The sequence below is a fragment of the Micromonospora sp. NPDC000663 genome (assembly GCF_042898105.1).
GTDB lineage: Bacteria > Actinomycetota > Actinomycetes > Mycobacteriales > Micromonosporaceae > Micromonospora.
Map to the genome: position 1 here is coordinate 132,192 of NZ_JBIAYR010000010.1, position 25,650 is coordinate 157,841.

Genomic DNA, 25,650 nt, shown 5'->3' on the forward strand with positions numbered 1-25,650 from the left:
TCTTCGGGGCTGCTCTCCCCCGACTGCTCGGTGCCGCGATGGCCCCATTGCCACCACGGTCCACCGGTCCCGCCGGCGGCAGTCTAGGCGCGTCCGACGCCGCCGCGGGCCAGCACAGTGGCATCCGGTGACCGGGTGTCCTGACGATGTGTCAGGGCAGCCGGCGCGGTACGGCGGTGGAACGTCGCCTCATCCGTCAGGACAATCTTCGGCCATTATCGTCCCATCTGCTGGGTGGCGGTGCGGACAGCAGGCGAGTGGATCACTAATGTGACCGCCCATGACCACTCCTCCTTACCAGCCCGGGTACGCCCCGGGTTACTCCGACAAGAGCAAGGTCGTCGCGGGCATCCTCGGCATCCTGCTCGGCACCTTCGGGGCCGGTCGGTTCTACACCGGACACACCAAGATCGCCGTTCTTCAGCTCGTCGTGAGCCTGGTGACCTGCGGCGTCGGCGGTTTCTGGGGCCTCATCGACGGCATCCTGATCCTGGTCAACGGCGGCACCGACGCGCAGGGCCGCCCGCTGCGGGACTGACCTGCCACGTCGACACGACAGGGGCCCCGCGGCTGACCGCGGGGCCCCTTCTCGCGTACCTCCCCGGCTGGACCGGCGGCGGCGCTCAGCGCGGCAGCGGCGCGTCCGCCCGGCGCAGCGTCGTGAAGCCGGTGTCCCGGGCGCGGGCCGCGGCCAGCAGCCCGGCCACCGCTGACGCGTTGGTGACCTCGCCGGCCAGGACCATGGCCACCGCCTCGTCCAGATCGATCCGCACGACCTGGAGGTCGGCCTCCTCGTCGTGGCGCTCGTGCCGCTCGTCCAGGGGCACGTCGGCGAGGTCCCGGGCCAGGAACACCCGGACGACCTCGTCGGTGAAACCGGGCGAGCTGTGCAGGTCGACGAGCACGTCGACCCGCCCGGCGGTGAGGTCCGCCTCCTCGGCCAGCTCCCGCAGCGCCGCGGCCGGCAGTTCCTCGCCGGAGACGTCCATCAGCCCGGCCGGCAGCTCCCACAGGTGCCGCCCCACGGGATGCCGGTACTGCCGGATCAGCACCACCTGGCCGGCGTCGTCGAGCGCCACCACGGCCACCGCCCCGACGTGCCGGACGAGGTCACGCACGCCGGTGCCGCCGCCCGGCATGGTCACCTCCTCGGTGACCACGTCGAAGATCCGCCCCCGGTACCGCTCCTCGCGGGAACGGACCTCGTAGCGGTGCTCGAGGTTGCTCACGAGGCGGACGCGGCAGTCGACGCGGCGCCGTTGCGGGCAGCCCTGCGCGCCGTCGGGGCCTCGGCCGCGTCCAGGTCGACAGGGAGCTGGTCGGCCTGCGAGTACGCCACGGCGGCCTTCACGAACGAGGCGAACAGCGGGTGCGGGCGGGTCGGGCGGCTCTTGAGCTCCGGGTGCGCCTGGGTGGCCACGAAGAACGGGTGCAGGCTCCGGTCCAACTCGATGAACTCGACGAGCCGGCCGTCCGGCGAGGTGCCGGAGATGTGCAGACCCGCCTTGGTCAGCGCGTCCCGGTAGGCGTTGTTCACCTCGTACCGGTGCCGGTGCCGCTCGCTGATCTCGGTGCTGCCGTACGCCTCGGCAACGATCGAGCCCTCGGTCAACGTCGCCGGGTACGCCCCGAGCCGCATCGTGCCGCCCAGGTCGCCCCTGCCGGCGACGATGTCCTCCTGGTCGGCCATCGTGGCGATGACCGGGTGGGCGGCCTGCTCGTCGAACTCGAGGGAGTTCGCGCCGTCCAGGTCGGCCAGGTGCCGGGCCACGTCGATGGTCATGCACTGCAGGCCGAGGCAGAGGCCGAGCAGCGGGATGCCGTTCTCGCGGGCGTACCGGGCGGTGCCGATCTTGCCCTCGATGCCGCGTACGCCGAAGCCGCCGGGGATCAGGATGCCGTCCACGCCGGCCAGGGCCGCCGCCGCGCCGGCCGGGGTGACGCACTCGTCGCTGGGCACCCAGCGCAGCTGCACCCGCGCCCGGTGACCGAAGCCCGCCGCGCGGATCGCCTCGCTCACCGACAGGTACGCGTCAGGCAGGTCGACGTACTTGCCGACCACCGCCACGGTGACCGTGTGCCGGGGCCGGTGCACCCGCTCCAGCAGGTCGTCCCAGCTGGTCCAGTCCACGTCCCGGAAGGAGAGCCCGAGCCGGCGCACCACGTACGCGTCCAGACCCTCGCGGTGCAGGACCTTCGGGATGTCGTAGATGCTCGGCGCGTCCGGAGCCGCGACGACCGCCTCTGCGTCGACGTCGCAGTAGAGCGACAGCTTCTCCTTGAGCTTCACCGGGATCTCCCGGTCGCAGCGCAGCACGATGGCGTCCGGCTGGATACCGATGTTGCGCAGCTGCGCCACCGAGTGCTGCGTCGGCTTGGTCTTCAGCTCACCCGACGGCGCCAGGTACGGCACCAGCGACACGTGCAGGTAGAAGCAGTTGTCGCGGCCCAGGTCGTGCCGGACCTGGCGGATCGCCTCCAGGAACGGCAACGACTCGATGTCGCCCACCGTGCCGCCGACCTCGGTGATCACCACGTCGGGCTGCTGGCCGTCGTCGTCCGGGTCGGCCATCGACAGGATCCGCGACTTGATCTCGTTGGTGATGTGCGGGATGACCTGGACGGTGTCGCCCAGGTACTCGCCGCGCCGCTCCTTGGCGATCACGTCGGAGTAGATCTGGCCGGTGGTGACGTTCGCCTTGCCGGACAACGCCCGGTCCAGGAAACGCTCGTAGTGCCCGACGTCGAGGTCGGTCTCGGCGCCGTCCTCGGTGACGAACACCTCGCCGTGCTGGAACGGGTTCATCGTCCCCGGGTCGACGTTCAGGTAGGGGTCGAGCTTCTGCATCACCACGCGCAGCCCGCGCGCGGTCAGCAGGTTGCCGAGGCTGGAGGCGGTGAGGCCCTTACCCAGCGAGGAGGCGACGCCCCCGGTGACGAAAATGTGCCTGGTCGTCCGTGCTGATGGGGCCAAGGCCTGCTCCCGTGTCGTCTGTCGCGGTCATGCAGACCGCCGTGCTTGATCAGCTCACTGATCACGCGATCCACGGGATTCGACGGTAACACCTCCCGGGCCGGTACCCGCAGGCCGCACCCCGGCTGCGCCACCACAGGGGTCACCGCGACGACACCCGACGCTCAGGGAGCGGCAACCTCGGTCGATGATCGGGTGACCTGCCGGGGCGGCACCACGGCGGCGGTCGGCTCCGGCCCGTCCTCGACGTCCGGGGACCGTTCGGCCGGCGGCGACACCTGGGGTCGGGGCGGGCTCGCGGGCGGGCCGCTGATCGGCCGGGGATGCACGGCGCCCAGCGGCCCACCACCGCCGGTCGGGCCGCCACCGGCCGGACCGACACCGCCGGAGCCCGCGTCGCCGCCGGGGCCCGGGTCAGCGTCGTCGGCGGCGCCCGGCCCGTCACCGGAGCCCGCGTCGTCACGCAGGCGGCCCACGCCCGGGCGGGTCCGGTCCGCGGCGTGGCCGAGCACCCGCAGCGACGCCAGCGCGGCCATCGGCACCACAAGCGCCGCGGCGGCGCCGGCGACGTCGAGCGCCGCCCCGTCGAGCACCCCACCGAGCACCGCGGCGACCGCCGTGCCGGCCAGCGCGGCCCGGACCGCCGGATAGATGCCGAACAGCCGCATCAGACCGCCCCACGGCTGGAGCAACGCGAACCACACCAGCAGCCCGCCGGCCAACGCCAGCACGGTCAGCGGACTGTTGACGAGCGTCTCGAAGTTCTCCGTACTCGACCGGTGCACGGTGAACCCGCCGGTACCGTCGCCGACGGCCGACAGGAACCGGCCCAGGCTGCCCCGCTCCGCCGGCGGGCGGCGCAGATCCACCACGGCGAAGCCGACGGCCACCGCCAGCGCGGCCATCGACGCCCACGCCAACCGGCTGATGGTCAGCCAGCCGCCACCGCTGATCACCGCGGCCACGCTCAGACCGGCGGTGAGCGCGATCGCCCCCACCGGATCGGCGCCCAGGTACGGGCTGCCGACGACCACCACTGCGACGCCACCCACGGCCACCACCACCGCGGGCCGCCAGCCCCGGGGCACCCGCTGGGCGAGCCAGCCACCGCTGAGCAGCGCCCCGGCGAGCAGCACGCCCAGCCCGACTGTGCTCAGACCCGAGTACCGGCCACCCTGCAACGCCGAATAGCCCACCACACCGTTGAGCTGCAGCCGCGCCCCGGTGAGCACGTCCAGCCCCACGACGAGCGTGGTGAGGCCGGCCACCGCGCCGAGCGAACCGAGGGTGCCCGCCCAGCCGGGCGCGAACCGGACCGCCGCCGTACCGGCCGCCACCAGCAGCGCTGTCACCCCCGCGAAGATCCAGCCGGGATGCTCGCCCCGCCACCAGGGCACCGCGTCGGCGAGCAGCGCCGCCGGCACCGTCAACGCCGCCGCCACCAGCAGCACCTCGACCACCGCCACGAGCCGCGCCGGCGCCGGCGTCGGACCGGTCGGCCCGGCGTGCGGCCGCGCCCGGCGCAGCAGCGGCAGCACCGCCAGGGCCAGCAGCACCTGCACCACGGCCAGCACTGTGAAGAACCCGCCGGAGACGGTCCGTTGGGCTGCCGCCTCCCGGTCGGCGTCCGCCGGGGCGTTGACGGCGTCCGCCAGGTCGTCCGGGCGGTCACCCGTGCTGATCGCCGGCCGGCCGAGGAAGAGCCGCTCCGGCATCGGCCGGCCCAGCGCGGCAAGCGCGGTCGGCGCGAGGTCGACAAGTTGCAGGTACCCGTCCCGGCCGGTGCTGGCCGATGTGAGCCACCCCCGCTCCCAGCCCGGCCCGTCGGCGACCACCACGTGCAGCCGGGACGGCGCGGCGGTGTCGGAGATCCCGGCGACAAGCACCAGCGAGCGTGGCGGGCGGGCGGCCATCACCCGGGCGAGTTGGGCGTCCGCCTCGCGGGCCTCCCGGGCGCGCGTCGCCGGGTCGGCCCCGGTGACCGTGCCGAGGTCGACGATGCTCAGCACACACGAGCCGAGCAGCAGGCGGGGATCGTCGGGCAGCGCCGAGGCGTACCTGTCGACCCGGCCGAACGGTCGCGCGGCAGCCACGGCCGCGCCCGGCCCCACAGCGACCGAGCAGCGCACCGACTCCGACAGCGAGCCGGGCATGGTGTTCCACGGCAGCCGCTGCTGGTTGTACTGGACCACGCTCTCCTGGTCGGGCAGGTTGGCGCCGATGCCGTCCGGCTGCTCCACGGCCACCCCTCCCGCCGGGCAGCCACCGTCGGGCCGGCTGCCGTTCCACGCGGCGAAGCTGCCCGCGCCGAGGGTGAGCCACCCGTCCACCGGGCAGGTGGGCCGGTGCGCCGACCGCACCGACAGCGAACCGATCGCACCCTGCTGGGCCATCCGCCACAGCGTCGGGGTGTGCTGCGGATCCACGTCCTCCCAGCGCAGACCCGCTACACCCGCGAGGACCACGAAGTCGGCGGTGCGCTGCGGGGTGCCCTGCGGCGGCCGCACGGCCAGCCCGGCGACACCCAGCGCCACCACGAGCACCGTCAACACGGCGGGCGCGAGTCGACGCAGCATCAGCGCTGCCCCGTTCCGGGCGTCCGGGTTGCCGTCGGACCGGTGGGTGCGGTCAACTCGGTGTAGAGCGCGGTCAGCGCGGCCACCGTGTCCGCCTCGGTGGGCCAGGTCAGCGACCGCTCGGCGCCGCGGCGGCCCAGTTCGGCCCGGGCCGCCGGGTCGTCCAGCAGGGCGCGCACCGCCGCGTCGAGGGCGTCCACGTCACCGGGCGGAACCAGCGCCGCGGCGTCCCCGACCAGCTCCGGCAGCCCACCGACAGCGGTGGCCACCAGGGGTACGCCCGCGCGCAGCGCCTCCTGCGCGAACAGCTGCCGAGCCTCCCAGTCGCTGCTCACGACCGCCAGGTCGGCGCCGGCGAGCAGGTCCGCCACGTCGGTACGGTGCCCCAGCAGGGTCACCGGCGCGCGGGCCGCGGACGTCCGGGCTGCCAACGGCAGGTACGCCGGTCCGCTGCCCGCGATCACCACGACCGGCGGCGGTGTACGGGTACGCCAGCGGGCCGCCGCGTCGATCAGCACGTCGTAGCGCTTCTGCGGGTGCAACCGGCCCACCGACACGATGAGCGGCTGGTCCGGGCGTACGCCGAACTCGGCCCGCACCGCCGCCGGACGTCGGCGCGGCTCGGGCAGGGTCGGCGCGGCGACCGGGGCGAGCCGGGCGTCGGCGGCGCCCAGCGCGGCGGCCCGGTCCACCAGGTCCGCGGACGCGCCGAGGGCCACCCGTGCGCCCCGGGCCACCACCCGCTCGACGAGACGGGACACACCGCCGCGCAACCCACCGGCGAGGACAGCGTTGTGCCAGGTCACCACCAGCGGGGCGGCCGGACGGGCCAGTACGGCCACCAGCCCGGCGCGCAGGCCGTGGGCGTGCACCACGTCGACCCGGGCCTCGGCGAGCACCCGGCGCACGGCGAGCACCGCACGCGCGTCGGCGGGGGTCGGGCTGGCCGGGACCTCCACCGGCTCGAACCGGGCCCCGACGCTCACGAAGTCGAACTGCTCCTGCGTCGCCGCCGGCCCGCACACCAGCACCCGCGCACCTGCCGCGACGAGCCCCCGTGCCACCGACCGGACGTGCTGGCCGACACCACCGGTGCTGGAGGCGAGCACCAACGCGACACTGCCCGACCAGCCGGCCTGCTGAGCTGGCTCACGTCCCCCGCTCACTGGCCCACCGTCTCCTTCCCGTCGCCCCGCTCCGGCGCGGTCGGCGTCGACCCCCCGCCAGGCTGTCGCGGCCCCCGCCGGTTCAGGCGGCGCAGCGCCCCGGCGAGCAGCGGCCGTACGTCCCGCCGGTCGACGAACCAGACCACGGCGAGGAACACCACCCCGACCAGAACCCCGGACAGCATGCCCTGACCGAGTGCCGCCGCCATCGTCGGGGTGCCGCCGTCCGGCGTGTCGAGCAGCCGGACGACGCCCAGCCCGGCGAGCGCGGCAAGCGACCCGGCGAGGGCGCCTGCCGTCCCGGCCCGCGCCGCGCCGCCCAGTGCCGCGCGGCCGGCGCTGCGCCGCACCGCCGTGAGCAGCAGCGCCCCGAGCACCAGCATCCCCACCGAGTTGGCGGACGTGACCGCGAGGACCCGGTCCCGTACCGGTAGCAGCGCGCCGAACAGCAGGACGACTGCCGCCACCACCAGGAAGCCGACGGCTGTGGCGCCGGTGGCCGCCCGGGTCTCGCCCCGCGCGTACAGCGCCCGGGTGAGCACCGCGAAGAGACCGTAGCCGAGCAGGCCCGGCGCGTACCCGATGATCGCGGCGGCGGCGGTCGAGGCGGCCGTCGCGGACCCGGGGAAGAAGAAGTGCCCCACCGGGCCGGCGGTCCCGATCAGCGCGGCGGCGCCGAGGCAGCTGAACAGGAGCACCCCGCGTACGGCGGGGGCGAGGGTCGAGCGGTAGGTGTCCTCGTCCCCTGTCGTGTGTGCCGCGGCCAGGGTCGGGTAGGCGGCGATGGCCAGCGGCACCGCCAGCACCGCCCACGGCAGCAGGTAGACGGTCTGCGCCAGGTTGTAGACGCCCGGGTTGCTGACCGCGCCCACTGTCACCTGGTTCAGGCTGACGATCAGCGCGATCTGCTGCGTGGTGACGGTGACGGCGCCGGCGATCGCCAGGGCGCCGACCCGGGCCCGCGCGTCGGCGGGGAACCCGAAACCGGCCCGCAGCCCCAGCCGCAGCCGCCGGACCGGAATGAGCAGCGACAACGACAGCACCACCACGCCGAGCGTGGTGCCGGCCGACAGCAGGAGCTCGCCGTCGCGGCTCACCCCGCCCACTGTGGCGTACCGGCCCTGGGTCGCGGTGAACCCCAGGTACACGACGATGACGGTGAGACTGGACAGCAGCGGGGCGAGCACCGGCCAGGCGAAACGGCGGTGCGCCTGGAGCACACCGGCGAGCACGATGCCGACGCCGTACAGCGGCAGCTGCGGCGCGAAGACCCGCAGCATCCGTACGCCGCTCTGCTGCTGGGCGGCGCTCAACCCGTCGCCGAGCAGCCCGATCACCGGCCCGGCGGCGACCACCACGAGCAGCGCGAGCGGCACCAGCAGAGCCAGCGTCCAGGTCAGCAGCGCTCCGGTGGTCCGGGCAACCGCCGTGCGGTCCCCGGCCGCGACCGCGCCGGCCAGCAGCGGTACGACGAGACTGGCCAGCGCTCCCCCGGCGACGATCTCGAAGATGAAGTTGGGTACCGCGTTGGCCACCACGTAGGCGCCGCCGAGGTCGGTGGGCGCGAGGCTCCAGGTGAACACGGCGGTACGGCCGAAGCCGGCGAGTCGGCTGGCCACGGTGAGGACGGCGATGAGCGCGGCTGCCCCGGCCAGCCGGCCGGCGCCGGCGAGGGGTGCCGGTCTGGTCACGTCAGTCGGCGCGCCGGCCCAGTGCGTCAAGCTCCCGCAGCCCCGGGGTCTGCTGGATCACCGACGTGAAGCTGACCTTCTCGCTGGCGGCGGTGAGCCCGGCGAGCACGGCCAGCAGACCGGCCCGGCCGAGCGGGCCGGTGCGGGCGGCGAGCGCGACACCGAGCAGCGCGCCGAGGGCGTTCGCGCCGCTGTCGCCGAGCATGACGTCCTCGGCCAGGTCGTCGCGGAGCAGGCCCGCTGCGGCACCGGCGGCACCGGCGGCGATCCCGCCGTGCGGGCCACCGGCCAGCGGCGCGGCGAGCAGCAGCCCGGACTTGATGGCCCGGCCGGGTCGCAGGTCGAGCAGGTTGAGCAGGTTGGCGGTGCCGGCGATCACGCCGGCGCCGAGCAGCACGTCGACGCCCCTGCCGAACGCGCCGTGCCGCTGCCGGCGCGGATGCGCCGCGACCCGGGCGTCGGCGGCGAGCAGCGCGGCGGCGCCCAGCCCGGCGGCGCCCACCCCGACGACCTTGACCAGGCCCGCGGTGACCCGCCCCTCGCGCAGGGCGGCGAGGTGACCGGCGAAGCCCTTCGCCGCCTTCTGTTCCGGCCGGCCGCCCACCACGTCGTCGTACAGCCCGACACCACCCGCACCGAGGCCGGCGACAAGGGCCGCCGCACCGGAGGCGCCGCTTGCCGCGCCGAACGCGCCGACGGTGGCCGCTCCGGCGGCGAGCGCCGGACCGGCGGCCAGGGTCACCGTCCGCCCACGGAAGTTGGTGCGCTCCAGCGCGGGCCCGACCGGGGCGCTGCGCACCTCGCGCAGCGCGTACCGGGCCGCCGCGGCGCCGGCGCCGGCGATCAGCAGCCGGCCCAGCGCCCTCACGCCGCCACCTTCTCGATTACGGACACGCGGGTACGTCGTTCGCTCACTGGGGCAGTCTAGGCAGCAGGGAGGCCGCGTTGTCGCCGACGCCGTACTGACCCGCCTTCTTTTCGGTGAGCTGCTGCACCAGGGCGAGGCTGGTGACGAGTTGGCCCTGCACGGTGTTGGCGTTGTCGACCGTGGAGATCGTCTGCGCGAGCACCGGGTCACCGCGGACCACGGAGACCAGGTTGCCGCCGACCGACCCGTTGCCGCCCACCACGATCGACCCGGTCCGGTCGAACTGCTCGGCGATCTTGACGACCGACTCGTCCCGTTTGTCGGAGTCCTTGTCGACGTACGGCTGGCCGCTGACCACGACGACCGCCTCGGCGGAGCCGGTGACCTTGTTGTTGTCGGTGGTCAGGTAGCCGGCGTTGTTGTACGCGGCGAGCACCGCCCGCCGGTCGGCGTCGCTGACCGGCGCGACGCCCTGCGCCCGGTCCAGCAGGACGCTGGCCAGCAGCGCGCTGGAGGTCTCCACGCCGTGCCCGTTGCCCGGCAGGCCGGTGGTCTGCGCGGTCGGCCGGGCCGCGGTGACGGCGAGTTCCAGCAGGTTGGAGTTGTTGTCCGGGTTGATGAACTTGTCCTGCAGGTCGACCCGGCCGGTGATGGTGGCGCCGGCGAGCTGGAGCTTCTTGAGCACACCCTCGGTGTGGTCGCGCCCGTTCGGCAGGCTCAGCACCACGACCCGGCGGCCGGTGAGGGTGCCCGGCAGGACGACCTGGGACATCTCCTCGGCGAACTCCTCCTCCAGCCCGAGCTGCTTCTCCATGTTGCTGACCTGCTGACGCCACTGCTGGTTGTCCTTGCGCAGCCCGGTGACCTGCTCCTTGAGCGAGTCGGCGACCGGGCCGTTGAGGGCGGCCGTGCCGACCACCAGGCCGATCGCCAGAGCCAGGAAGACCGCGGTGAGGGACACCACGTGGTAGCGGAAATTGATCACGCTTGCAGCCTCTTGATCGGTCGGGAACTAGAACAGCCGGTACAGCTGGAACACGAAATTGTCCCACCACTCGGCGACGACGCCCAGGTACGCCTTCCCGACTGTCGACACGGCTACCGCGGACGCCATCGCGGCGATCGCCGACAACACCAGCAGCAGCAGTGACGAGCCGGAGATGCTCTGCCGGTAGAGCCGGCTCACGCCCTTGGCGTCGACAAGCTTGCCGCCGACCTTCAGCCGGGTCAGGAACGTCGAGGCCATCCCACCGCGACCCTTGTCCAGGAATTCGACGAGGGTGGCGTGCGTGCCGACGGCGACCAGCAGCGAGGCACCCTTCTCGTCGGCGAGCAGCATGGCCAGATCCTCGCTCGTCGCCGCGGCCGGGAAGGTGATCGCCGGCACGCCGAGACCGTTGACCCGGGGCAGCCCCGGCGCCCGCCCGTCCGGATAGGCGTGCACGATCACCTCGGCGCCGCAGCGCAGCACGTCGTCGGTGACCGAATCCATGTCCCCGATGATCATGTCGGGGGTGTAGCCGGCCTCGACAAGCGCGTCCGCGCCGCCGTCGACGCCGATCAGCACCGGCTTGAACTCCCGGATGTACGGGCGCAGCACGTCCAGGTCGGCCTTGTAGTCGTAGCCGCGCACCACGATCAGGCAGTGCCGACCCTGGATCTGCGTCTCGATGTCCGGTACGCCCACACCGTCGAGCAGCAGGTCCCGTTCCTGGCGCAGGTAGTCCATCGTGTTGGCGGCGAACGCCTCCAACTGCACCGACAGACCCTCCCGCGCGTCGGCCATCGCCTTGGCGACCGACTCGGCGTCCTGCAGGGTGCCGTGCGCCACCGGCTCGTCGCCGGCGAACACCGTGTTGCCCTCGATGCGCACCTGGTCGCCCTCGCGGATCCGCTCGAACACGCCCTCCCCGAGGTCGTCGAGCAGCGGAATGCCCGCGGCGACCAACACCTCCGGGCCGAGGTTCGGGTAGCGGCCGGACACCGACGGCTTGGCGTTGAGCACCGCCGCGACACCTACCGCGACCAACGAGTCGGCCGCCACCCGGTCCAGATCGACGTGATCGATGACCGCGATGTCACCCGGGCGCAGCCGGCCGACCAGGCGCTTCGTCCGGCGATCGAGGCGCGCGGTGCCGAGGACTCTGCCCGGCTCCGCGTTTCGGTTCCGGCGCAACGTGGGTAGACGCATCGTGACCATCCTGGCATGTGAGGCAGGCTTTTCTGTCGCGACATGCCTGAGCAGGGCCGCCTACCCAGGGAAGCACACACCGGCACAAGCCGGTGTGCTTGCGCTCACAATACGCGGTGTCACGGCCGCCTTTCCTTCGCGGCTACCGCCAAGAGCTCCTCGGCGTGAGCGATACCCAGATCCGAGTCGGGCAAACCAGCGAGCATCCGGGCCAGCTCCCGGGCCCGCTCGGTGTCCTCCACCACCCGTACGCCACTTGTCGTCACGGCACCTCCGGTGTCCTTCGCCACCACCAGATGCCGATCGGCGAACGCGGCCACCTGCGGCAGGTGGGTGACCACCAACACCTGGTGACTGCGGGCCAACCGGGCCAGGCGCCGACCGATCTCCACCGCCGCCTGACCGCCGACGCCCGCGTCGACCTCGTCGAAGACCAACGTGGGCGGCCCTCCGGAGCCGGCGAAGACCACCTCGATGGCGAGCATCACACGGGACAGCTCGCCGCCGGACGCGCCGCGCTGCAACGGCAACGACGGGGCGCCCGGATGCGCCAGCAACCGCAGCTCCACCTCGTCACCGCCGTCCGGGCCGACACCCACCTCCACCCCGTTGACCGGCAACGCCGGCTCGGCGCGACCGGCCGGGCGGGGCAGCACCGCCACCTCGATCCGGGCGTGCGGCATGGCCAGACCGGCAAGCTCGACAGTGACCTGGCCGGCGAAACGCACAGCCGCCTCCTGCCGCGACGCCGACACCCGACCGGCCAGATCGGCCACCTCACCGGCCAGCCGCTGGCCCTCGCGCTCCAGCTCGTCGAGCAGATCGTCCGATGTGTCCAGATCGGACAGACGGGTGCGGGCCCGATCGGCCCAAGCGATCACCCCGTCGACGTCGTCGGCGTACTTGCGGGTCAACGCGCGCAGCGCCGCCCGCCGCTCGTAGACGTGCTGCAACCGGGCCGGGTCCGCGTCGAGCGTCGCCAGGTACGCCGACAGCTCCGCGGACACGTCGGTGACCAGGGTCGCGGCCTCCTCCAGCCGGGCCGCCAACTCGCCGAGCGCCGGATCGGTGCCGGCCTGCGCCTCCAGGGTGCGCCGGGCCGTGCCGAGCAGCGCCGTCGCGTCAGGTGTCTCGTCGGCCGCCTCCGCGCCGCCTGCCACGCACAGCTGCGCCAGCTGCGCCGCCGTCCGCAGCCCCTCGGCGTGCTCCAGCCGCTGCGCCTCGGTCTTCAGCTCGTCGTCCTCACCCGGCTGCGGATCGACCCGGGTGATCTCGTCGAGGCCGAGCCGCAGCAGGTCGGCCTCCTGGTTGCGCTCGCGGGCGTTGCGCCGCCTGTCGGCCAGGTCGTCGACGATCCGCCGCCACCCCGTGTACGCCTCGCGCAACGCGTCGAGCAGCTTCTCGTGCGCCGGGCCGGCGAACCGGTCCAGGGCGGCACGCTGCTCGGTCGGGCGTAGCAGCCGCAGCTGGTCGGACTGGCCGTGTACGGCCACCGCCTGCTCGCCGACCTCGCCGAGCATCGACACCGGCATGCTCCGGCCACCGACGTGGGCGCGGGAGCGGCCCTCGACAGTCACCGTGCGGCTCAGCAGCAGCGAGCCGTCCTCGTCGGGCTCGCCGCCGGCGTCGGAGATGCGTGCGTACACCACGTCGGCGACCCGGCCGTCCAGCCGCAGCCGACCCTCCACCACGGCCCGGCCCGGTTGGGCACGGACCCGCCCGGCGTCGGCCCGGCCGCCGAAGAGCAGGCCGAGGCCGGTGACCACCATCGTCTTGCCCGCACCGGTCTCGCCGGTGATGACGTTCATGCCGCCGGTCAGCGGCAGCGTCGTGTCGTCGATGACGCCCAGCCCGGTGATGCGCAGCTCTTCCAGCACAGCAACCGACAGTAGACGCGTGCCCCGACAGTTGACCAGCCGACGGGCCCCGCCGGTGGGCCGCGACGTGCCCCCGACCTGGGCGACGTACAGTTCTGCCCCGTGTTGGACGTGATCGGCCTGACCCCCGCCGAGGAGGAGCTGTACCGCTGCCTGTTGCAGCTCACCACGGCCCGGATCGACGAGTTGGTCCGCCGGCTGAACCGGCCCCGTGAGCAGGTCGTCGCCGAGGTCGAGGCGCTGCGCGCCAAGGGCCTGGTGCAGCCCACCGACGCCGACCCGGACGCCCCCCTGCGCCCGAACGCCCCGGACGTCGCCCTCGGCGCGACACTGCTGCGCCGGCAGGAGGACCTGGAGGCGGCCCGTCACCGGGTCACCCAGCTGGCCGAGGAGTACCGCTCCGGGCTGCGCCGGCACCACGTCGACCACCTGGTCGAGGTGATCACCGGCACCGGGGTGCTCCGCGACCGGCTGCGCGACCTGCAGAACTCGGCGCGTACGGAGGTGCTCTGGTTCTGCCGGGCCAATCCCCTGGCGATGGCCGGGCCGGAGAACCTGGAGGAGTTCGACGCGCTGGCCCGCGGGGTGAGCTACCGGGCCATCTACGAACGGGAGATGCTGCTGGAGCCGGGCGCGCTCGCCGACCTGGCCAAGGGCGTCGGCGCCGGCGAACAGGCCCGCGTCCTGGACCGCCTGCCGGTCCGACTGGCCATCGTGGACGCCCGAACCGCCATCTGCCCGCTGGTGCCCGACCGGGACGGCGGCGAGCCGAGTGCCGCCGTGATCGGCCGTAGTCAACTGCTCGACGCGTTGCTCGCCCTGTTCGAGAGCCACTGGCGGGTGGCCACCCGGCTGCGGCTGGAGGATCCCCTCACCGGCGCCGGCCATGACGGCTCGCACACCGAACGCCCGGCCGACGGCTACCGGCCGGACGCCGACGAGGCGCGACTGCTGTCCCTGTTCGTGGCAGGCGTACCGGACAAGTCCATCGCCTCCCAGCTCGGGGTGAGCCGGCGGACCGTGCAGCGACGACTCGCCGACCTGATGGACGCCGCGGGCGTGGACACCAGACCCGGGTTGGCGTTCCAGGTGGCCCGCCGCGGCTGGATCTGACGCCGGCAGGGCCGCGGGGGGTGGGACGGCCCGAGCCGCCCCACCCCCCGCGCCCGTCAGCGCAGGCCGTACGCGTCGACCACGGTCTGCTCGACGCTGTTCCCGGCCCGGTCGCGGGCGTGCACCCGCAGCGAGACGGTTCCGCGCCCGGCCGGCACCGTCGCGGTGTACCGGGTGCCGGAGCCCCGGGTCGGCGCGGACCGCCAGGTGACGCCCCCGTCGAAGGAGACCTCCACCCGGACGTTCGCGCCCTTGGGCGTGGGCACCCCTGCCGGCTGGCGCAGGGTGAGCCCCACCTGGTGCGGCCGGTTGCCGCGTACCGTGTTCAGCAGGTCGGCCGGCACCCGGTAGTCCACCTGCAACAGCGACAGCGGGGTGGCCGCGTCGCCCGGCCGTCGAGCCGAGGTGAACTCCCAGGCCGTCTCGGTACGCGTGGCGTAGCGCCACTCGGCCGACGACCGCCGCGTACTCACGTCGAGGCGGTAGCGGGCCGCCGCCGGGCTGGTCGGCACCGGCGCCCATCCGTCGGACAGATCGGCGATCTGCTCACCGTCGCGGCTGACCCGGACCCCGACGGTGTCCGGCTCCTCGCTCTCGCCGGCCACGCTGTAGTGGCCGTCGGCGTCGACGAACTCGGGCACCCGCAGGTCGAGGGTGTCACCGGTGCGGGTGGGCACCGGCACGCCGCTGGCCGGTACCGCCGGGCGGACCACTGGGGCGTGCCAGGTCTCGGTCTCCCGGTCGTCGGCGTCGTACCGGCGGGGCTCCTGGGTCAGGCCGCCCTCCAACTGCCCCCACTGCATGAACATGGACTTGTGCAACACCCGGTGCTGCCACCAGTTGTCCCCGGCGCTGACGAACTCCTGCCGGGTGGTGCCGTTGCGGACGATCCGCTGGTCGTCGTTCCAGGCGTACTCCTGCCAGGGACGCCAGCCGAACCGCTCCTCGGTGGCCCAGCCCGCGCCCATGTCGCCGTAGCTGGCGGTCACCTCGGCGGTGTTCTTCGCCGTCACTGTGTGCACGATCCGTTCCGGCACCCGGCCCTTGGACACCTGCCACACGTCGTACAGGTAGGGGCTGTCCACGGTCAGTGTGAGGTCGAGCGTCGCCCGGCCCCGGCGGGCCGCCGCGATCAGCCGCTGCCCGTCGTCGTACGCGACGACCATCGCGGGGATCGGCAGCCGCTCCCCGCCCGGCCGCCACACCGTCCACGCGGTCTGGTCCTGCGGCCGGACGATCAGCACCACCGCCGCTCCGGCCTTCGCGGCCGCCTCGACCTGCTCGTCCTCCGAACGGGCCGGGTCGGCGGCGAGCAGCGCGGCGGCACCCCGTGCCCGGGCCAGCTCGGCGGGTGTTCCGGCGCCGGCCCAGACCAGCGGCAGCTTGCGCCGACCGGTCGGCGCCGGCGAGGTGCCCAGCAGGTTGATGTCCGACGGGCCGGACACCCCGCTGACCGTCGCCTGCACCATGGGCGCGACGAGCTGCCAGCGCGAGGCGAACTCGAACTCGCCCTGGCGCACCTGCCGGGTGGGCGTGACGTTCACCTGCTGGACGGTGCTGTAGGCCATCACGCCGTGGTCGATCTGCCGGCCGTTGCCCAGCACCCGGTGCACGTAGAAGCTGAGCGTGGCACGCTGCTCGCTGGGCTTCGGCGTCTCGATCCGTACCGGGGTGCCCTTGCGGGCGTCGAGCACCACCGTCAGGTCCCGGTCGACTGTCAACTCCGGCTCGACGGTCTGGGTCAACTGCTCGTCCAGCGGGGCGCCGTGCTCCACGAGCGCGGTCAGCAGGTAGGTGCCCTCCTCGACCCGCAGGGTGCCCTCCCCCGGCCACCAACCCCAGTAGTCCGACTCGGGCTGCTCCCCGAACAGGGTCAGCCCGGGCGACAGGGTCAGCTGACCCTGCCGGTCCAACACCTTCACCGTGACGTCGTGCAGGGGGCCGCTGACGGTGAGCCCGACCGGCGTCCGCACGGCGACGCCATCCGTACCTGTCGCCACCAACCAACCGCCATGCGGGCCACGGGCGAACTTCGCCGGGTCGGCGCGCAGCGGCACCTCCACGCTGCCGCCTGCCGGCACGCTCACCTCGCCGGATCCGAGCGCGACCCCGTCGGTCTCGGCCGCACCGCTGTCCAGGTTGCGCAGCTCCAGGGCCAGCCGCAGGGTCTGCGCGGTCTTCGTGCCGTTGGTGTACGTCACGCTCCGCTCGGCCGTCGCGCCGCCGGTCGTGATCCGGCCGAAGTCGACTGTGGACGACGCGTACACCCGCTGCGTGAGCGCCCGCGCCACATCGACCCGGCCGCCGCCCTGCTCGAAGACGGTGAGCGCTGGGTTGGCCTTCGTGGTGCTCACGAGGGCGTCCTTGAGCTTACCGGCGGCCCAGTCGGGGTGTTCCTGGGCGAGGATCGCCGCCGCGCCCGCCACGTGCGGGGTGGCCATCGACGTCCCGGACGCGGTCGTGTAGGCGTCGCCCACAGGCGTACCCATTGTGGTGCCGGCGGCCCGCGCCGCGACGATGCCGACGCCCGGGGCGGTGATCTCCGGCTTGAGGCCGTTGTCGCCGAGACGCGGGCCGCGGCTGGAGAACTCCGCGAGGTTGTCGTCGCGGTCCACCGCGCCGACGGTGAGCGCCGCGGTGGCCGCGCCCGGAGAGCCGACGGTACGCGCGGCGCCCGCGTTGCCGGCGGCGACGACGAAGAGCGCGCCGGTCTCGGCGGTCAGGTCGTTGACGGCCTGGCTCATCGGGTCGGTGCCGTCGGTGGGGTCACCGCCGAGGCTCATGCTGACGACCTTCGCGCCGGAGTGGGCGGCCCACTCCATGCCGGCGATGATCGCCGAGGAGCTGCCGGAACCGCCGTCGTCGAGCACCTTGCCGACCAGCAGGCGCGCGCCGGGCGCCACGCCCTTGCGCAGCCCCGCCGACGCGGCGCCGCTGCCGGCGATGGTGGCCGCGACGTGGGTGCCGTGGCCGTGGCCGTCACGGGCGCTGCCACTGTCGGAGAAGTCCCGCGCCTCGGCGATCCGCCCGGCCAGGTCGGGGTGGGTGGCGTCGACGCCCGTGTCGAGGACCGCCACCGTCACGCCGTTGCCGTCCCGGCCGGCCGCCCAGGCCTGCGGTGCGCCGATCTGCGGCACGCTGTGCTCCAGCGCGGGGCGTACCCGGGCGTCCAGCCAGACGCGGGCGATGCCGCCGCCCAGCGTGGGGGCGGCGGCCGTGGCCCGGGTGGCCGGTGTGGCGGCGAGGGTGGTCCACAGGCCGCCGAGGTCGCCCTTGCCGACGCGCAACGCGGCACCGTTGATGCTCGCCAGGGGGCGGGCGTCGGCGGCGACGGTGAGCGGCCGGACCCGACCGGCGGCCGGCTCCTGGTAGCGCACGATCAGCGGCAGGTCGCCCTGCGCGGCGTCGCCGTAGCCGTCGGCGGCCAACTCCTGCACGTCGAACAGGTTGGCGTCGAGAACCCCGCTGGACACGTAGGGCACCGCGTCGCTGGGCAGCACCCGCAGCCCGCCGTCGACCTCCAGGGTCTGGAAGATGACCCGCTCACGCCCGGGGCCGGGGCGGACGGTGGCGGCGACCCGACCCGGCGCCGCCGGCGCGAGCTCGACCTGGTCTCCGGTGATCAGGGTGACACGAACGGGCGTGGCGCCGGGGGCGCTCGGGCCCGGATTGGGGCCGACGGGCCGGGCGGGCGGGTCGGCGGACGCCGGTGCGGCGAGCCCGACCACCAACGCGCCGACCGCGCCAGCGGTGAGCCAGCGTGGGGACCAGTGCATGCGATGTGCTCCTCTACTCCTGTGGGCCCCCATCCGTAGACGAGGGCCGATCGGAGTCTGCGACGGAGCCCGTCACCAGGTCACTAGTCGCCGGCCGCCGCAGCGGCGACATGTCGTCAGGTGGACAACAACCGTGCACACACGGTGTGCCCGACGGTCACCTGCGGCTGCCCCGCCACCCGTGCACGGGAAGGCCGAACTTGGCGACCAGCCGGTCGGTGAAGGGGCGTGCCCGCAGCCGCACGATGCGCACCGGCAGCGCGCCCCGACGAACGGTGACGCGGGCGCCGGGCGGCAGGTCGTACACCCGTCGACCGTCGCAGGAGAGCACGGCGAGGGTGGTGAACGGATCCACGGTGATGACGAATGTGGACGTCGGAGCGGTGACCAGCGGGCGGCTGAACAACGCGTGCGCGCTGATCGGCACCAGCAGCAGCGCCTCCACCTCCGGCCAGACCACCGGGCCGCCGCCGGAGAACGCGTACGCGGTGGAGCCGGTGGGGGTGGCGCAGACGACGCCGTCGCAGCCGTAGCGGGACAGTGGCCGGCCGTCCACGTCGACGAGCAGCTCGAGCATCTGCGCTCGCTCGCCCTTCTCGACGCTTATCTCGTTGAGCGCCCACGACTCGATGGTGGGGCCGCCGTCGAACTCGGCGGTGACGTCAAGGGTGAGCCGTTCGTCCACCGTGTAGTTGCGGCTGACGACGTCCCGGACCGCCGTGTCCAGGTCGTCGATCTCCGCCTCGGCCAGGAAGCCCACCTTGCCGAGGTTGATGCCGAGCAGCGGGGCCTTCGCCGGCCGGGCCAGCTCCGCCGCGCGCAGGAAGGTGCCGTCGCCACCGAGCGCGAACACGATCTCGGCGCCCTCGGCGGCCTCCGGGCCGGCGACCGGCACCACGCCGGGCAGGTCGAGGTCGTCGGCCTCGTCGGCGACCACCCGTACCTCGAAACCCGCAGCGATCAGGTCGGCCGCGACCGACCGGGCGTGCTCGGTGCTGCGCCGACGGCCGGTGTGGGTCACCAGCAGCGCCGTACGACCGCTCATCGGAGCGGCCGCCTGTCCACCGTCGCCCCGGCACGGCCGCGTGCCGGTGCGCACCGCTCGCTGTACGCGTTCACCCTGCGACCTCCTTAGCCGCCGCGGCCGGCACGTCGCCGGCCGTCGTCGGGCCGTCCGGCCCGGCCGCCACCACGGCCCGCACCCGCGTCGGGTCGGCCGGTGGTGCGCCACGGCGCAACCATACGAAGAACTCCACGTTGCCGCTCGGCCCGGGCAGCGGGCTGGCCGCGACGCCGGCCAGGCCGAGACCGAGCTGCCCCGCCGCCGCCGCCACGTCGAGCACGGCCTCGGCGCGCAGTTCCGGGTCGCGGACCACGCCGCCGGCGCCCACCCGCTCCTTGCCGACCTCGAACTGCGGCTTCACCATCAACGCCAGGTCACCGTCGTCGCGGGTGCAGCCGGCCAACGCCGGCAGCACCAGCCGCAGTGAGATGAAGGACAGGTCGGCCACCGTGAGGTCGACCGGCCCGCCGATCGTCTCCGGTTCGAGGGTACGGACATTGGTGCGCTCCAGGACGCGGACCCGGTCGTCGGTGCGCAACGACCAGGCGAGCTGCCCGTAGCCGACGTCCACGGCCACCACCTCGGCGGCGTCGGCGCGCAGCAGCACGTCGGTGAAGCCTCCGGTCGAGGCACCGGCGTCCAGGCAGCGCCGGCCCGCGACGCGCAGCCCGCCGGGGCCGAACGCGGCAAGAGCCCCGGCCAGCTTGTGCCCGCCGCGCGAGACGTACTCCTCGGTGGGGTCGTCGCCGGTGACCAGGAGCGGGTCGGCGGGATCGACCATCGCGGCGGCCTTGCGCGCGGGCACCCCGCGCAGCTGGACCCGGCCGGCCTCCACAAGCGCGGCGGCCTGCTCGCGGGAGCGGGCCAGACCGCGGCGGACCAGTTCGGCGTCCAGCCGGTTGCGACGTGCCATGGGTGGTTCTCCGGTCTCGCTCAGGTCTGGTCGATGGTGGCGAGAGTTTCCCGCAGCGTCTCGTAGGCCGCCTCGTACTGGGCGATCTGGTCGGCCGGGGCGAGCGTCGCCGCGTTCGCCATCGCCCGCACGGCGGCGTCGACCGCCGGGTGCCGCGCGGCGTCGGTGTCGTCACCGGTCGCGTCGAGGTCGGGTCGGACGCTCGGCGGCGGACCGGGGCGCCCGCCGAACCCGCCGGCCAGCGGGCCGGGGCGGACGCCAGGGGGCGGACCGGGGCGCGCGCCGGGCGGCCCCGGACGGACGTCGCCGTTCACCTGACGCTCCACCGGGACGCGGGCGTCACGACTCACCGTCCGGGCGACGCTTGCGCACGGCCTTCTTCGCCGGCATCGCCGCCGGGGTCGGGGCCTCGTCGCTGGTACGGCTGATCGTCGCCGGCGGCTTGCGCGCGACGGCCTTCTTGGCCACTGCCTTCTTCGCGACCGCCTTCTTCGCCACCGGCGCGGAGACCGGGGCGCCGGCCGGGCCGTCCGACGGCACCAGGGCGGCGTCGGGCTGCGCGGCTCGGGTCGGGTCGGGCTGCTGCGTGGCGGCCGGTGGCGTGGCGGCAGGCTCGACGGCCCGTGCCTCGCGGAGCTGCCGTTCCAGGTCGCGCACCCGTCGCGTCAGCTCGGCCACCTCGTCGGCGGTGGCCAGGCCGACCGCGCCGAGCGCCCGGTCGACCTCGAACCGGACCAGCTTGGTCAACGCCTCCCGGTTGGCGGCGCCGGTGCTGACCAGCTCCTCGCCGAGGGCCTGGAGCTGGGCGGCGGTCGCTCCGCCGGAGCCCACGAGCCGACGCGCCACGTCCTGGGCCTTCTTCCGAGGCGCCTCCGTGAGGCCCATGGCCAGTTCGAGGTAGGCGCGCCACGCGTCCTGCATGCCTGTGTCCTTCCCTGGGGCGAGCTGTCCAGGTGTCACGCTACCGGGCGCCCCGGACTGTCCTGTGCGGTACGGTGCCGGGGACGGCGTGGCGATCACCGAGGGGGGAATGTGGCCAGCGTGGACGAGTGCCGGCAGGCGTTGCAGGAGCTGGCCGCCCGGTTGGATCGCAACGCCGAAACGGTACGCGACAAGATCGACCTGGACCGGACGCTCGCCTGCCGGATCACCGACCTGGACACGGCGTTCCACGGGCGGATCACCGGCGGCCGGCTTGTCGAGCTGACCGACGGCGACGACCCCAAGGCCAAGATCGCGCTGAGCACGTCAAGCGACGACCTGCTGGCCCTGGTGCGCGGCGATCTGGACGTCACAAGCGCGGTGACCTCCCGCAGGGTGTCGATCAAGGCGAACCCATTCGACCTGCTGAAGCTGCGCAAACTGCTCTGACGACCCCCGGGGGCCCGTCTCACCCGCCGCTGGGCAGTCCGAAGCTCTCTAGGGCGTGGGCCGCGTCGGCGCACACGGCACGGATCTTCGGCACTTCCGGCGCCGACCAGGCGGCCGCGCAGAGCGCGGCCAGCGCGTCCAGCGGCCGACCCGAGCCGGCCAGCTCCACCAGGCCGTCCCGGTCCGTCACGGACCATCCTGCGGCGTCCCCCGGCACGGCCACGGCACCCTGCGGGTCGAAGAGCCCCGCCAGGTCCCGCGCCACGTACGTGGGCCGCCGCTGCGGCTCGGCGGCCAGCAGATCGGGGACGCCGTGAACGCCGGTGAGCACGAGCAGGCTGTCCAGCCCGGCCCGACGGGCGCCCTCGATGTCGGTGTCCAGACGGTCGCCCACGACGAGCGCCCGGCCACCGTCGCTGCGCCGGGCGGCGGTCTCGAACAGCGCCGGCTCCGGCTTGCCCACCACCACGTCCGGATCCCGCTCCAACGCGGTCCGCAACACGGCGACGAGCGAGCCGTTGCCGGGCAACGGTCCACGATTGCTGGGCAGCGTCCGGTCGGTGTTGGTGGCGATCCAGATCGCACCCGACCGGACGGCCACCGACGCCTCCGCCAGCTCGGCCCAGCCCACCTGCGGGCCGTACCCCTGCACCACAGCGGCCGGCTCCTCGTCGGCGCGGGACACGGGCGTCAGGCCCACCGCGCGCAGCTCGGCGCGCAGCGCCTCCGCGCCGACCACGAGCACCGGGGCACCGGCGGGCAGCCGGTCCCGCAGCAGCTCAGCCGAGGCCGCGGCAGAGGTGAGCACCTCCCCCGGCCGGGCCGGCACCCCCATCCCGGTCAGCAGGTCCGCGACCTCGCTGGACCGTCGGGAGGCGTTGTTCGTGGCGTACGCCACCGCCCGCCCCTCCGCGTGCAGCCGGGCCACCGCGTCGACCGCGCCGGGAATCGGCCGGTCGATCAGGTAGATCACCCCGTCCAGGTCGAAAACGACAAGGGTGTACCCGTCGACCAGCCGCTTCCCGGCGTCCGCACTCACCGCTGCGTCTGCCCCGACTCGTCGCCCCGGGCGGGAGCGGTCTCGTCGGCGTTCATCGCGTCCGCGACCGGCGCGGTCCGGTCCGTCGACTCGGCGCTCCCGGTCTGGTCGGGATGCCGGTCCTCGTCCTCGTCGTCGAAGCCCTCGTCGTCCGCCGAGCGACCGACAGCGTCGCCCTGCTCGTCGTCGTCGAAGTCCTCGTCGCGGTCGTCGTCGTCTTCGTCTTCGTCTTCGTCTTCGTCTTCGTCGTCTTCGTCGTCGTCTTCGTCGAAGTCGTCGTCGTCCGCGTCCCGGTCCGCCGTGTCGTCGTCACCGGCCGCCAGGTCGGTGTCCGGCTGGGTCGGGACCGCGCCGGGAGCGCCCGGACCCGCGGCGATCTCCTCGGCTTCGTCCTCGTCGTCGCCCTCGATGACCACGCCGTCGAGTTCGAGCAGCCGCTCGGCCGCGTCGGTCTCCCCCTCGGTGTCCGCGTCGGCGGCGCGGGAGAACCACTCGCGGGCCTCCTCGCGCCGACCCACCGCGAGCAGGGCGTCGGCGTACGCGTACCGCAGCCGCGCGGTCCACGGCACCGTGGCCTCGCTGGTGAGGTCCGGCACCTGGAGCATCGCCACGGCGGCGTCCTTCTGCCCGAGGTCACCCCGGGCGCCGGCGGCGACGATCAGCAGCTCGATCGCGACGGCCTGGTCCAGCTTGTCCTGGTCGGCCCCACGGAACAGGTCGATGGCCCGCTCCGGCCGACCCAGGGCCCGCTCACAGTCCGCCAGCACGGCGATGTGACTCTGCAGGCCGCTCATCCGGTGGTACGTGCGCAGCTCGGCGATCGCCGTCTGCCACTCCCCCGCGTGGTACGCGGCCAGACCCACGGCCTCCCGGACAGCGGAGATACGCGAGGCGAGTCGACGGGCGGCCAGCGCGTGCGCCAAGGCCTCCGCCGGGTCCTCGTCGATCAACTGACCGGTGGCGACCAGATGCCGGGCCACCGTCTCGGCGACAGGCTTGTTCAGCGACAGCAGCTCGGCGCGGACGTCCTTGTCGAGGTCCGTCGCGACGATGTCGTCAGGCAATGCCGGGGCGGACGTACGCCCACCCTCGTACGACTCGGAGCCCGCACGGTCATCGCGGCGGGTCTCCTCCTCGCGACGCGGCCTGTCTTCGGACCGGAAACCGCCCTCACGACGGTCGCCGCCCCGGAAGCCACCCTCACGCGGCGGGCCGGAACGGGCACGGTCGCCGCCCTGGTAACCACCCTCGCGACGATCGCCGCCCCGGAAACCGCCCTCACGACGGTCGCCACGGAAGCCACCTTCGCGGTCGCCGCCACGGAAGCCACCTTCACGCGGAGCGCCCGGGCGAGAACCGTCACGGTCGCCACCACGGAAACCGCCCTCGCGGTCACCGCCCCGAAAACCGCCCTCGCGGGGCGGGCCGGAACGGCCACGGTCGCCGCCCTCACGCCGATCGCCACCACGGAAACCACCCTCGCGACGGTCGCCGCCACGGAAGCCGCCCTCACGCGGCGGGCCGGAACGGTCACGGTCGCCGCCCTGGTAACCACCTTCGCGGCGGTCGCCACCCCGGAAACCGCCCTCACGGTCGCCGCCACGGAAGCCACCTTCGCGCGGAGCGCCCGGGCGAGAACCGCCACGATCGCCACCACGGAAACCACCTTCGCGGTCACCGCCACGGAAGCCACCCTCACGCGGCGGGCCGGAACGGCCACGGTCGCCACCCTGGTAACCACCCTCACGACGGTCGCCACCCCGGAAACCGCCCTCACGGTCGCCGCCACGGAAGCCGCCTTCACGGCGGTCGCCGCCACGGAAACCGCCCTCGCGGTCACCGCCACGGAAGCCGCCCTCACGCGGCGGGCCGGAACGGTCACGGTCGCCGCCCTGGTAACCACCTTCGCGGCGGTCGCCACCCCGGAAACCGCCCTCACGGTCGCCGCCACGGAAACCACCTTCGCGGTCACCGCCACGGAAGCCACCCTCACGCGGCGGGCCGGAACGGCCACGGTCGCCACCCTGGTAACCGCCCTCACGACGATCGCCGCCACGGAAGCCGCCCTCGCGGTCGCCGCCACGGAAGCCGCCTTCACGGCGGTCGCCGCCACGGAAACCGCCCTCGCGGTCACCGCCACGGAAGCCACCCTCACGCGGCGGGCCGGAACGGCCACGGTCCCCGCCCTGGTAACCGCCTTCACGGCGGTCGCCGCCACGGAAACCACCTTCGCGACGGTCGCCGCCACGGAAGCCACCCTCACGCGGCGGGCCGGAACGGTCACGGTCGCCGCCCTGGTAACCACCCTCACGACGGTCACCGCCACGGAAACCACCCTCACGACGGTCACCGCCACGGAAGCCACCCTCACGCGGCGGGCCGGAACGGTCACGATCCCCGCCCTGGTAACCGCCCTCACGACGATCGCCACCACGGAACCCACCTTCGCGGCGGTCGCCACCACGGAAACCGCCCTCGCGCGGGCCACTGGGGCGGTCGCCACCACGGAAACCGCCCTCACGACGGTCACCGCCCCGGAAGCCACCCTCGCGCGGGGCACCGGACCGGGAGTTGTCCCGGTCGCCACCACGGAAGCCACCTTCACGGCGGTCACCGCCGCGGAAACCGCCCTCGCGGTCGCCACCACGGAAGCCACCCTCACGCGGAGCACCGGACCGCGAACCGTCCCGGTCGCCCCCACGAGAACCGCCATCGCGGCCGCCGGCGTATCCGCCACGGGTGCCGCCAGCGTTGTCGCGGTCGCCCCGGTACGGGGGCCGGTCGCGGTCGTCGCGGCGCGGGCCGCGGTCGCGTCCAGCCGAGCCGTCGGTACGGTCTTCGTAGCGACGGGGACGATCTCCGCCCTGCGGTCCTGAACTCACAGGTACATCCTTCCTGATTGCGCCACCAATGGCGCTACGCAGTCGAGGGGGGGCCCCGCGGGGGGGGGCCCCCCCCGGGAGGGTGTGGGGGGGGGGGGGGAGAAACACCAACCACCACACAGCAGGAAAAAACGCGCGGGGGGGGGTTGG

The 25,650-nt window shown here is 74.2% G+C and carries 20 protein-coding genes; 3 read left to right on the forward strand and 17 right to left on the reverse strand.

The window, feature by feature from the left end:
• The first annotated feature begins 280 nt into the window (after nt 1-280).
• Nucleotides 281-538: a TM2 domain-containing protein gene (locus ACFY1S_RS25755; protein ID WP_364376006.1), complete on the forward strand. Its 258-nt coding sequence runs from the start codon at nt 281-283 to the stop codon at nt 536-538.
• Between the two features lie 85 nt (nt 539-623).
• Here the strand turns inward: ACFY1S_RS25755 and ACFY1S_RS25760 are convergent, their stop codons facing one another.
• From ACFY1S_RS25760 to recN, 9 genes are all read right to left on the reverse strand, one after another.
• A complete protein-coding gene (locus ACFY1S_RS25760) occupies nt 624-1,229 on the reverse strand; it encodes an NUDIX domain-containing protein (protein WP_387122940.1) in 606 nt (201 codons plus the stop codon).
• Nucleotides 1,226-2,974 (reverse strand): CTP synthase, encoded by a 1,749-nt coding sequence (locus tag ACFY1S_RS25765; protein WP_387122942.1) that lies wholly within the window; start codon nt 2,972-2,974, stop codon nt 1,226-1,228. The genes ACFY1S_RS25760 and ACFY1S_RS25765 overlap by 4 nt, the downstream gene beginning before the upstream one ends.
• Before the next feature lie 164 nt (nt 2,975-3,138).
• Nucleotides 3,139-5,550, reverse strand: coding sequence for a hypothetical protein (locus ACFY1S_RS25770; protein ID WP_387122944.1), 2,412 nt, complete (start codon nt 5,548-5,550; stop codon nt 3,139-3,141).
• Entirely contained in the window at nt 5,550-6,716 is a 1,167-nt protein-coding gene (locus ACFY1S_RS25775; protein ID WP_387122946.1) for a glycosyltransferase family 4 protein, read from the reverse strand. The genes ACFY1S_RS25770 and ACFY1S_RS25775 overlap by 1 nt, the downstream gene beginning before the upstream one ends.
• The gene (gene murJ / locus ACFY1S_RS25780) at nt 6,713-8,407 is read right to left on the reverse strand and encodes a murein biosynthesis integral membrane protein MurJ (protein WP_387122948.1); all 1,695 of its coding nucleotides are present in this window, start codon (nt 8,405-8,407) and stop codon (nt 6,713-6,715) included. Before murJ ends, ACFY1S_RS25775 begins: the two co-directional genes overlap by 4 nt.
• A gap of 1 nt (nt 8,408) precedes the next feature.
• Nucleotides 8,409-9,275, reverse strand: coding sequence for a hypothetical protein (locus ACFY1S_RS25785; RefSeq protein ID WP_387122950.1), 867 nt, complete (start codon nt 9,273-9,275; stop codon nt 8,409-8,411).
• 43 nt (nt 9,276-9,318) lie between these two features.
• Complete coding sequence (locus ACFY1S_RS25790) at nt 9,319-10,260, reverse strand: copper transporter (RefSeq protein WP_364376027.1); 942 nt, start codon at nt 10,258-10,260, stop codon at nt 9,319-9,321.
• Nucleotides 10,261-10,287: 27 nt separating this feature from the next.
• Entirely contained in the window at nt 10,288-11,466 is a 1,179-nt protein-coding gene (gene steA, locus ACFY1S_RS25795; RefSeq protein WP_354828401.1) for a putative cytokinetic ring protein SteA, read from the reverse strand.
• A 119-nt stretch (nt 11,467-11,585) separates the two neighbouring features.
• Nucleotides 11,586-13,343, reverse strand: coding sequence for a DNA repair protein RecN (recN, locus tag ACFY1S_RS25800; RefSeq protein ID WP_387122953.1), 1,758 nt, complete (start codon nt 13,341-13,343; stop codon nt 11,586-11,588).
• A 102-nt stretch (nt 13,344-13,445) separates the two neighbouring features.
• Between recN and ACFY1S_RS25805 the strand changes: the two genes are divergently transcribed.
• On the forward strand, nt 13,446-14,456 hold the full coding sequence (locus ACFY1S_RS25805; protein ID WP_387122955.1) for a helix-turn-helix domain-containing protein: 1,011 nt from the start codon (nt 13,446-13,448) through the stop codon (nt 14,454-14,456).
• Nucleotides 14,457-14,512: 56 nt separating this feature from the next.
• Here the strand turns inward: ACFY1S_RS25805 and ACFY1S_RS25810 are convergent, their stop codons facing one another.
• The 5 genes from ACFY1S_RS25810 to ACFY1S_RS25830 form a co-directional block, all read right to left on the reverse strand.
• Nucleotides 14,513-18,232: a S8 family serine peptidase gene (locus ACFY1S_RS25810; protein ID WP_387122957.1), complete on the reverse strand. Its 3,720-nt coding sequence runs from the start codon at nt 18,230-18,232 to the stop codon at nt 14,513-14,515.
• Nucleotides 18,233-18,389: 157 nt separating this feature from the next.
• Nucleotides 18,390-19,277, reverse strand: a complete 888-nt coding sequence (locus ACFY1S_RS25815; protein ID WP_387122959.1) for an NAD kinase — start codon at nt 19,275-19,277, stop codon at nt 18,390-18,392.
• Between the two features lie 70 nt (nt 19,278-19,347).
• Nucleotides 19,348-20,208, reverse strand: a complete 861-nt coding sequence (locus ACFY1S_RS25820; RefSeq protein WP_387122961.1) for a TlyA family RNA methyltransferase — start codon at nt 20,206-20,208, stop codon at nt 19,348-19,350.
• Nucleotides 20,209-20,228: 20 nt separating this feature from the next.
• On the reverse strand, nt 20,229-20,522 hold the full coding sequence (locus ACFY1S_RS25825; protein ID WP_387122963.1) for a hypothetical protein: 294 nt from the start codon (nt 20,520-20,522) through the stop codon (nt 20,229-20,231).
• A 25-nt stretch (nt 20,523-20,547) separates the two neighbouring features.
• Entirely contained in the window at nt 20,548-21,129 is a 582-nt protein-coding gene (locus ACFY1S_RS25830) for a hypothetical protein (RefSeq protein ID WP_387122965.1), read from the reverse strand.
• A gap of 111 nt (nt 21,130-21,240) precedes the next feature.
• Here ACFY1S_RS25830 and ACFY1S_RS25835 point away from each other — a divergent pair, with 111 nt between their 5' ends.
• Entirely contained in the window at nt 21,241-21,579 is a 339-nt protein-coding gene (locus tag ACFY1S_RS25835) for an SCP2 sterol-binding domain-containing protein (RefSeq protein WP_387122967.1), read from the forward strand.
• Nucleotides 21,580-21,598: 19 nt separating this feature from the next.
• On the opposite strand, the gene ACFY1S_RS25840 is transcribed toward ACFY1S_RS25835, so the two are convergent.
• The 3 genes from ACFY1S_RS25840 to ACFY1S_RS25850 are packed head-to-tail and all read right to left on the reverse strand — an operon-like array spanning nt 21,599 to nt 25,331.
• A complete protein-coding gene (locus ACFY1S_RS25840) occupies nt 21,599-22,618 on the reverse strand; it encodes an HAD-IIA family hydrolase (RefSeq protein ID WP_387122969.1) in 1,020 nt (339 codons plus the stop codon).
• Nucleotides 22,615-23,598, reverse strand: coding sequence for a Replicase polyprotein 1ab (locus ACFY1S_RS25845; RefSeq protein WP_387122981.1), 984 nt, complete (start codon nt 23,596-23,598; stop codon nt 22,615-22,617). The genes ACFY1S_RS25840 and ACFY1S_RS25845 overlap by 4 nt, the downstream gene beginning before the upstream one ends.
• A 20-nt stretch (nt 23,599-23,618) precedes the next feature.
• Nucleotides 23,619-25,331 (reverse strand): hypothetical protein, encoded by a 1,713-nt coding sequence (locus ACFY1S_RS25850; protein WP_387122971.1) that lies wholly within the window; start codon nt 25,329-25,331, stop codon nt 23,619-23,621.
• Nucleotides 25,332-25,650: the final 319 nt, after the last annotated feature.

What these genes read in the sequence shown, in the direction of transcription:
- ACFY1S_RS25815 (WP_387122959.1), bottom strand. Translation starts at nt 19,277, where the DNA reads ATGAGCGGTCGTACGGCGCTGCTGGTGACCCACACCGGCCGTCGGCGC.
- ACFY1S_RS25820 (WP_387122961.1), bottom strand. Translation starts at nt 20,208, where the DNA reads ATGGCACGTCGCAACCGGCTGGACGCCGAACTGGTCCGCCGCGGTCTG.
- steA (WP_354828401.1), bottom strand. Translation starts at nt 11,466, where the DNA reads ATGCGTCTACCCACGTTGCGCCGGAACCGAAACGCGGAGCCGGGCAGA.
- ACFY1S_RS25810 (WP_387122957.1), bottom strand. Translation starts at nt 18,232, where the DNA reads ATGCACTGGTCCCCACGCTGGCTCACCGCTGGCGCGGTCGGCGCGTTG.
- ACFY1S_RS25755 (WP_364376006.1), top strand. Translation starts at nt 281, where the DNA reads ATGACCACTCCTCCTTACCAGCCCGGGTACGCCCCGGGTTACTCCGAC.
- ACFY1S_RS25770 (WP_387122944.1), bottom strand. Translation starts at nt 5,550, where the DNA reads ATGCTGCGTCGACTCGCGCCCGCCGTGTTGACGGTGCTCGTGGTGGCG.
- ACFY1S_RS25830 (WP_387122965.1), bottom strand. Translation starts at nt 21,129, where the DNA reads ATGCAGGACGCGTGGCGCGCCTACCTCGAACTGGCCATGGGCCTCACG.
- ACFY1S_RS25850 (WP_387122971.1), bottom strand. Translation starts at nt 25,331, where the DNA reads ATGGCGGTTCTCGTGGGGGCGACCGGGACGGTTCGCGGTCCGGTGCTC.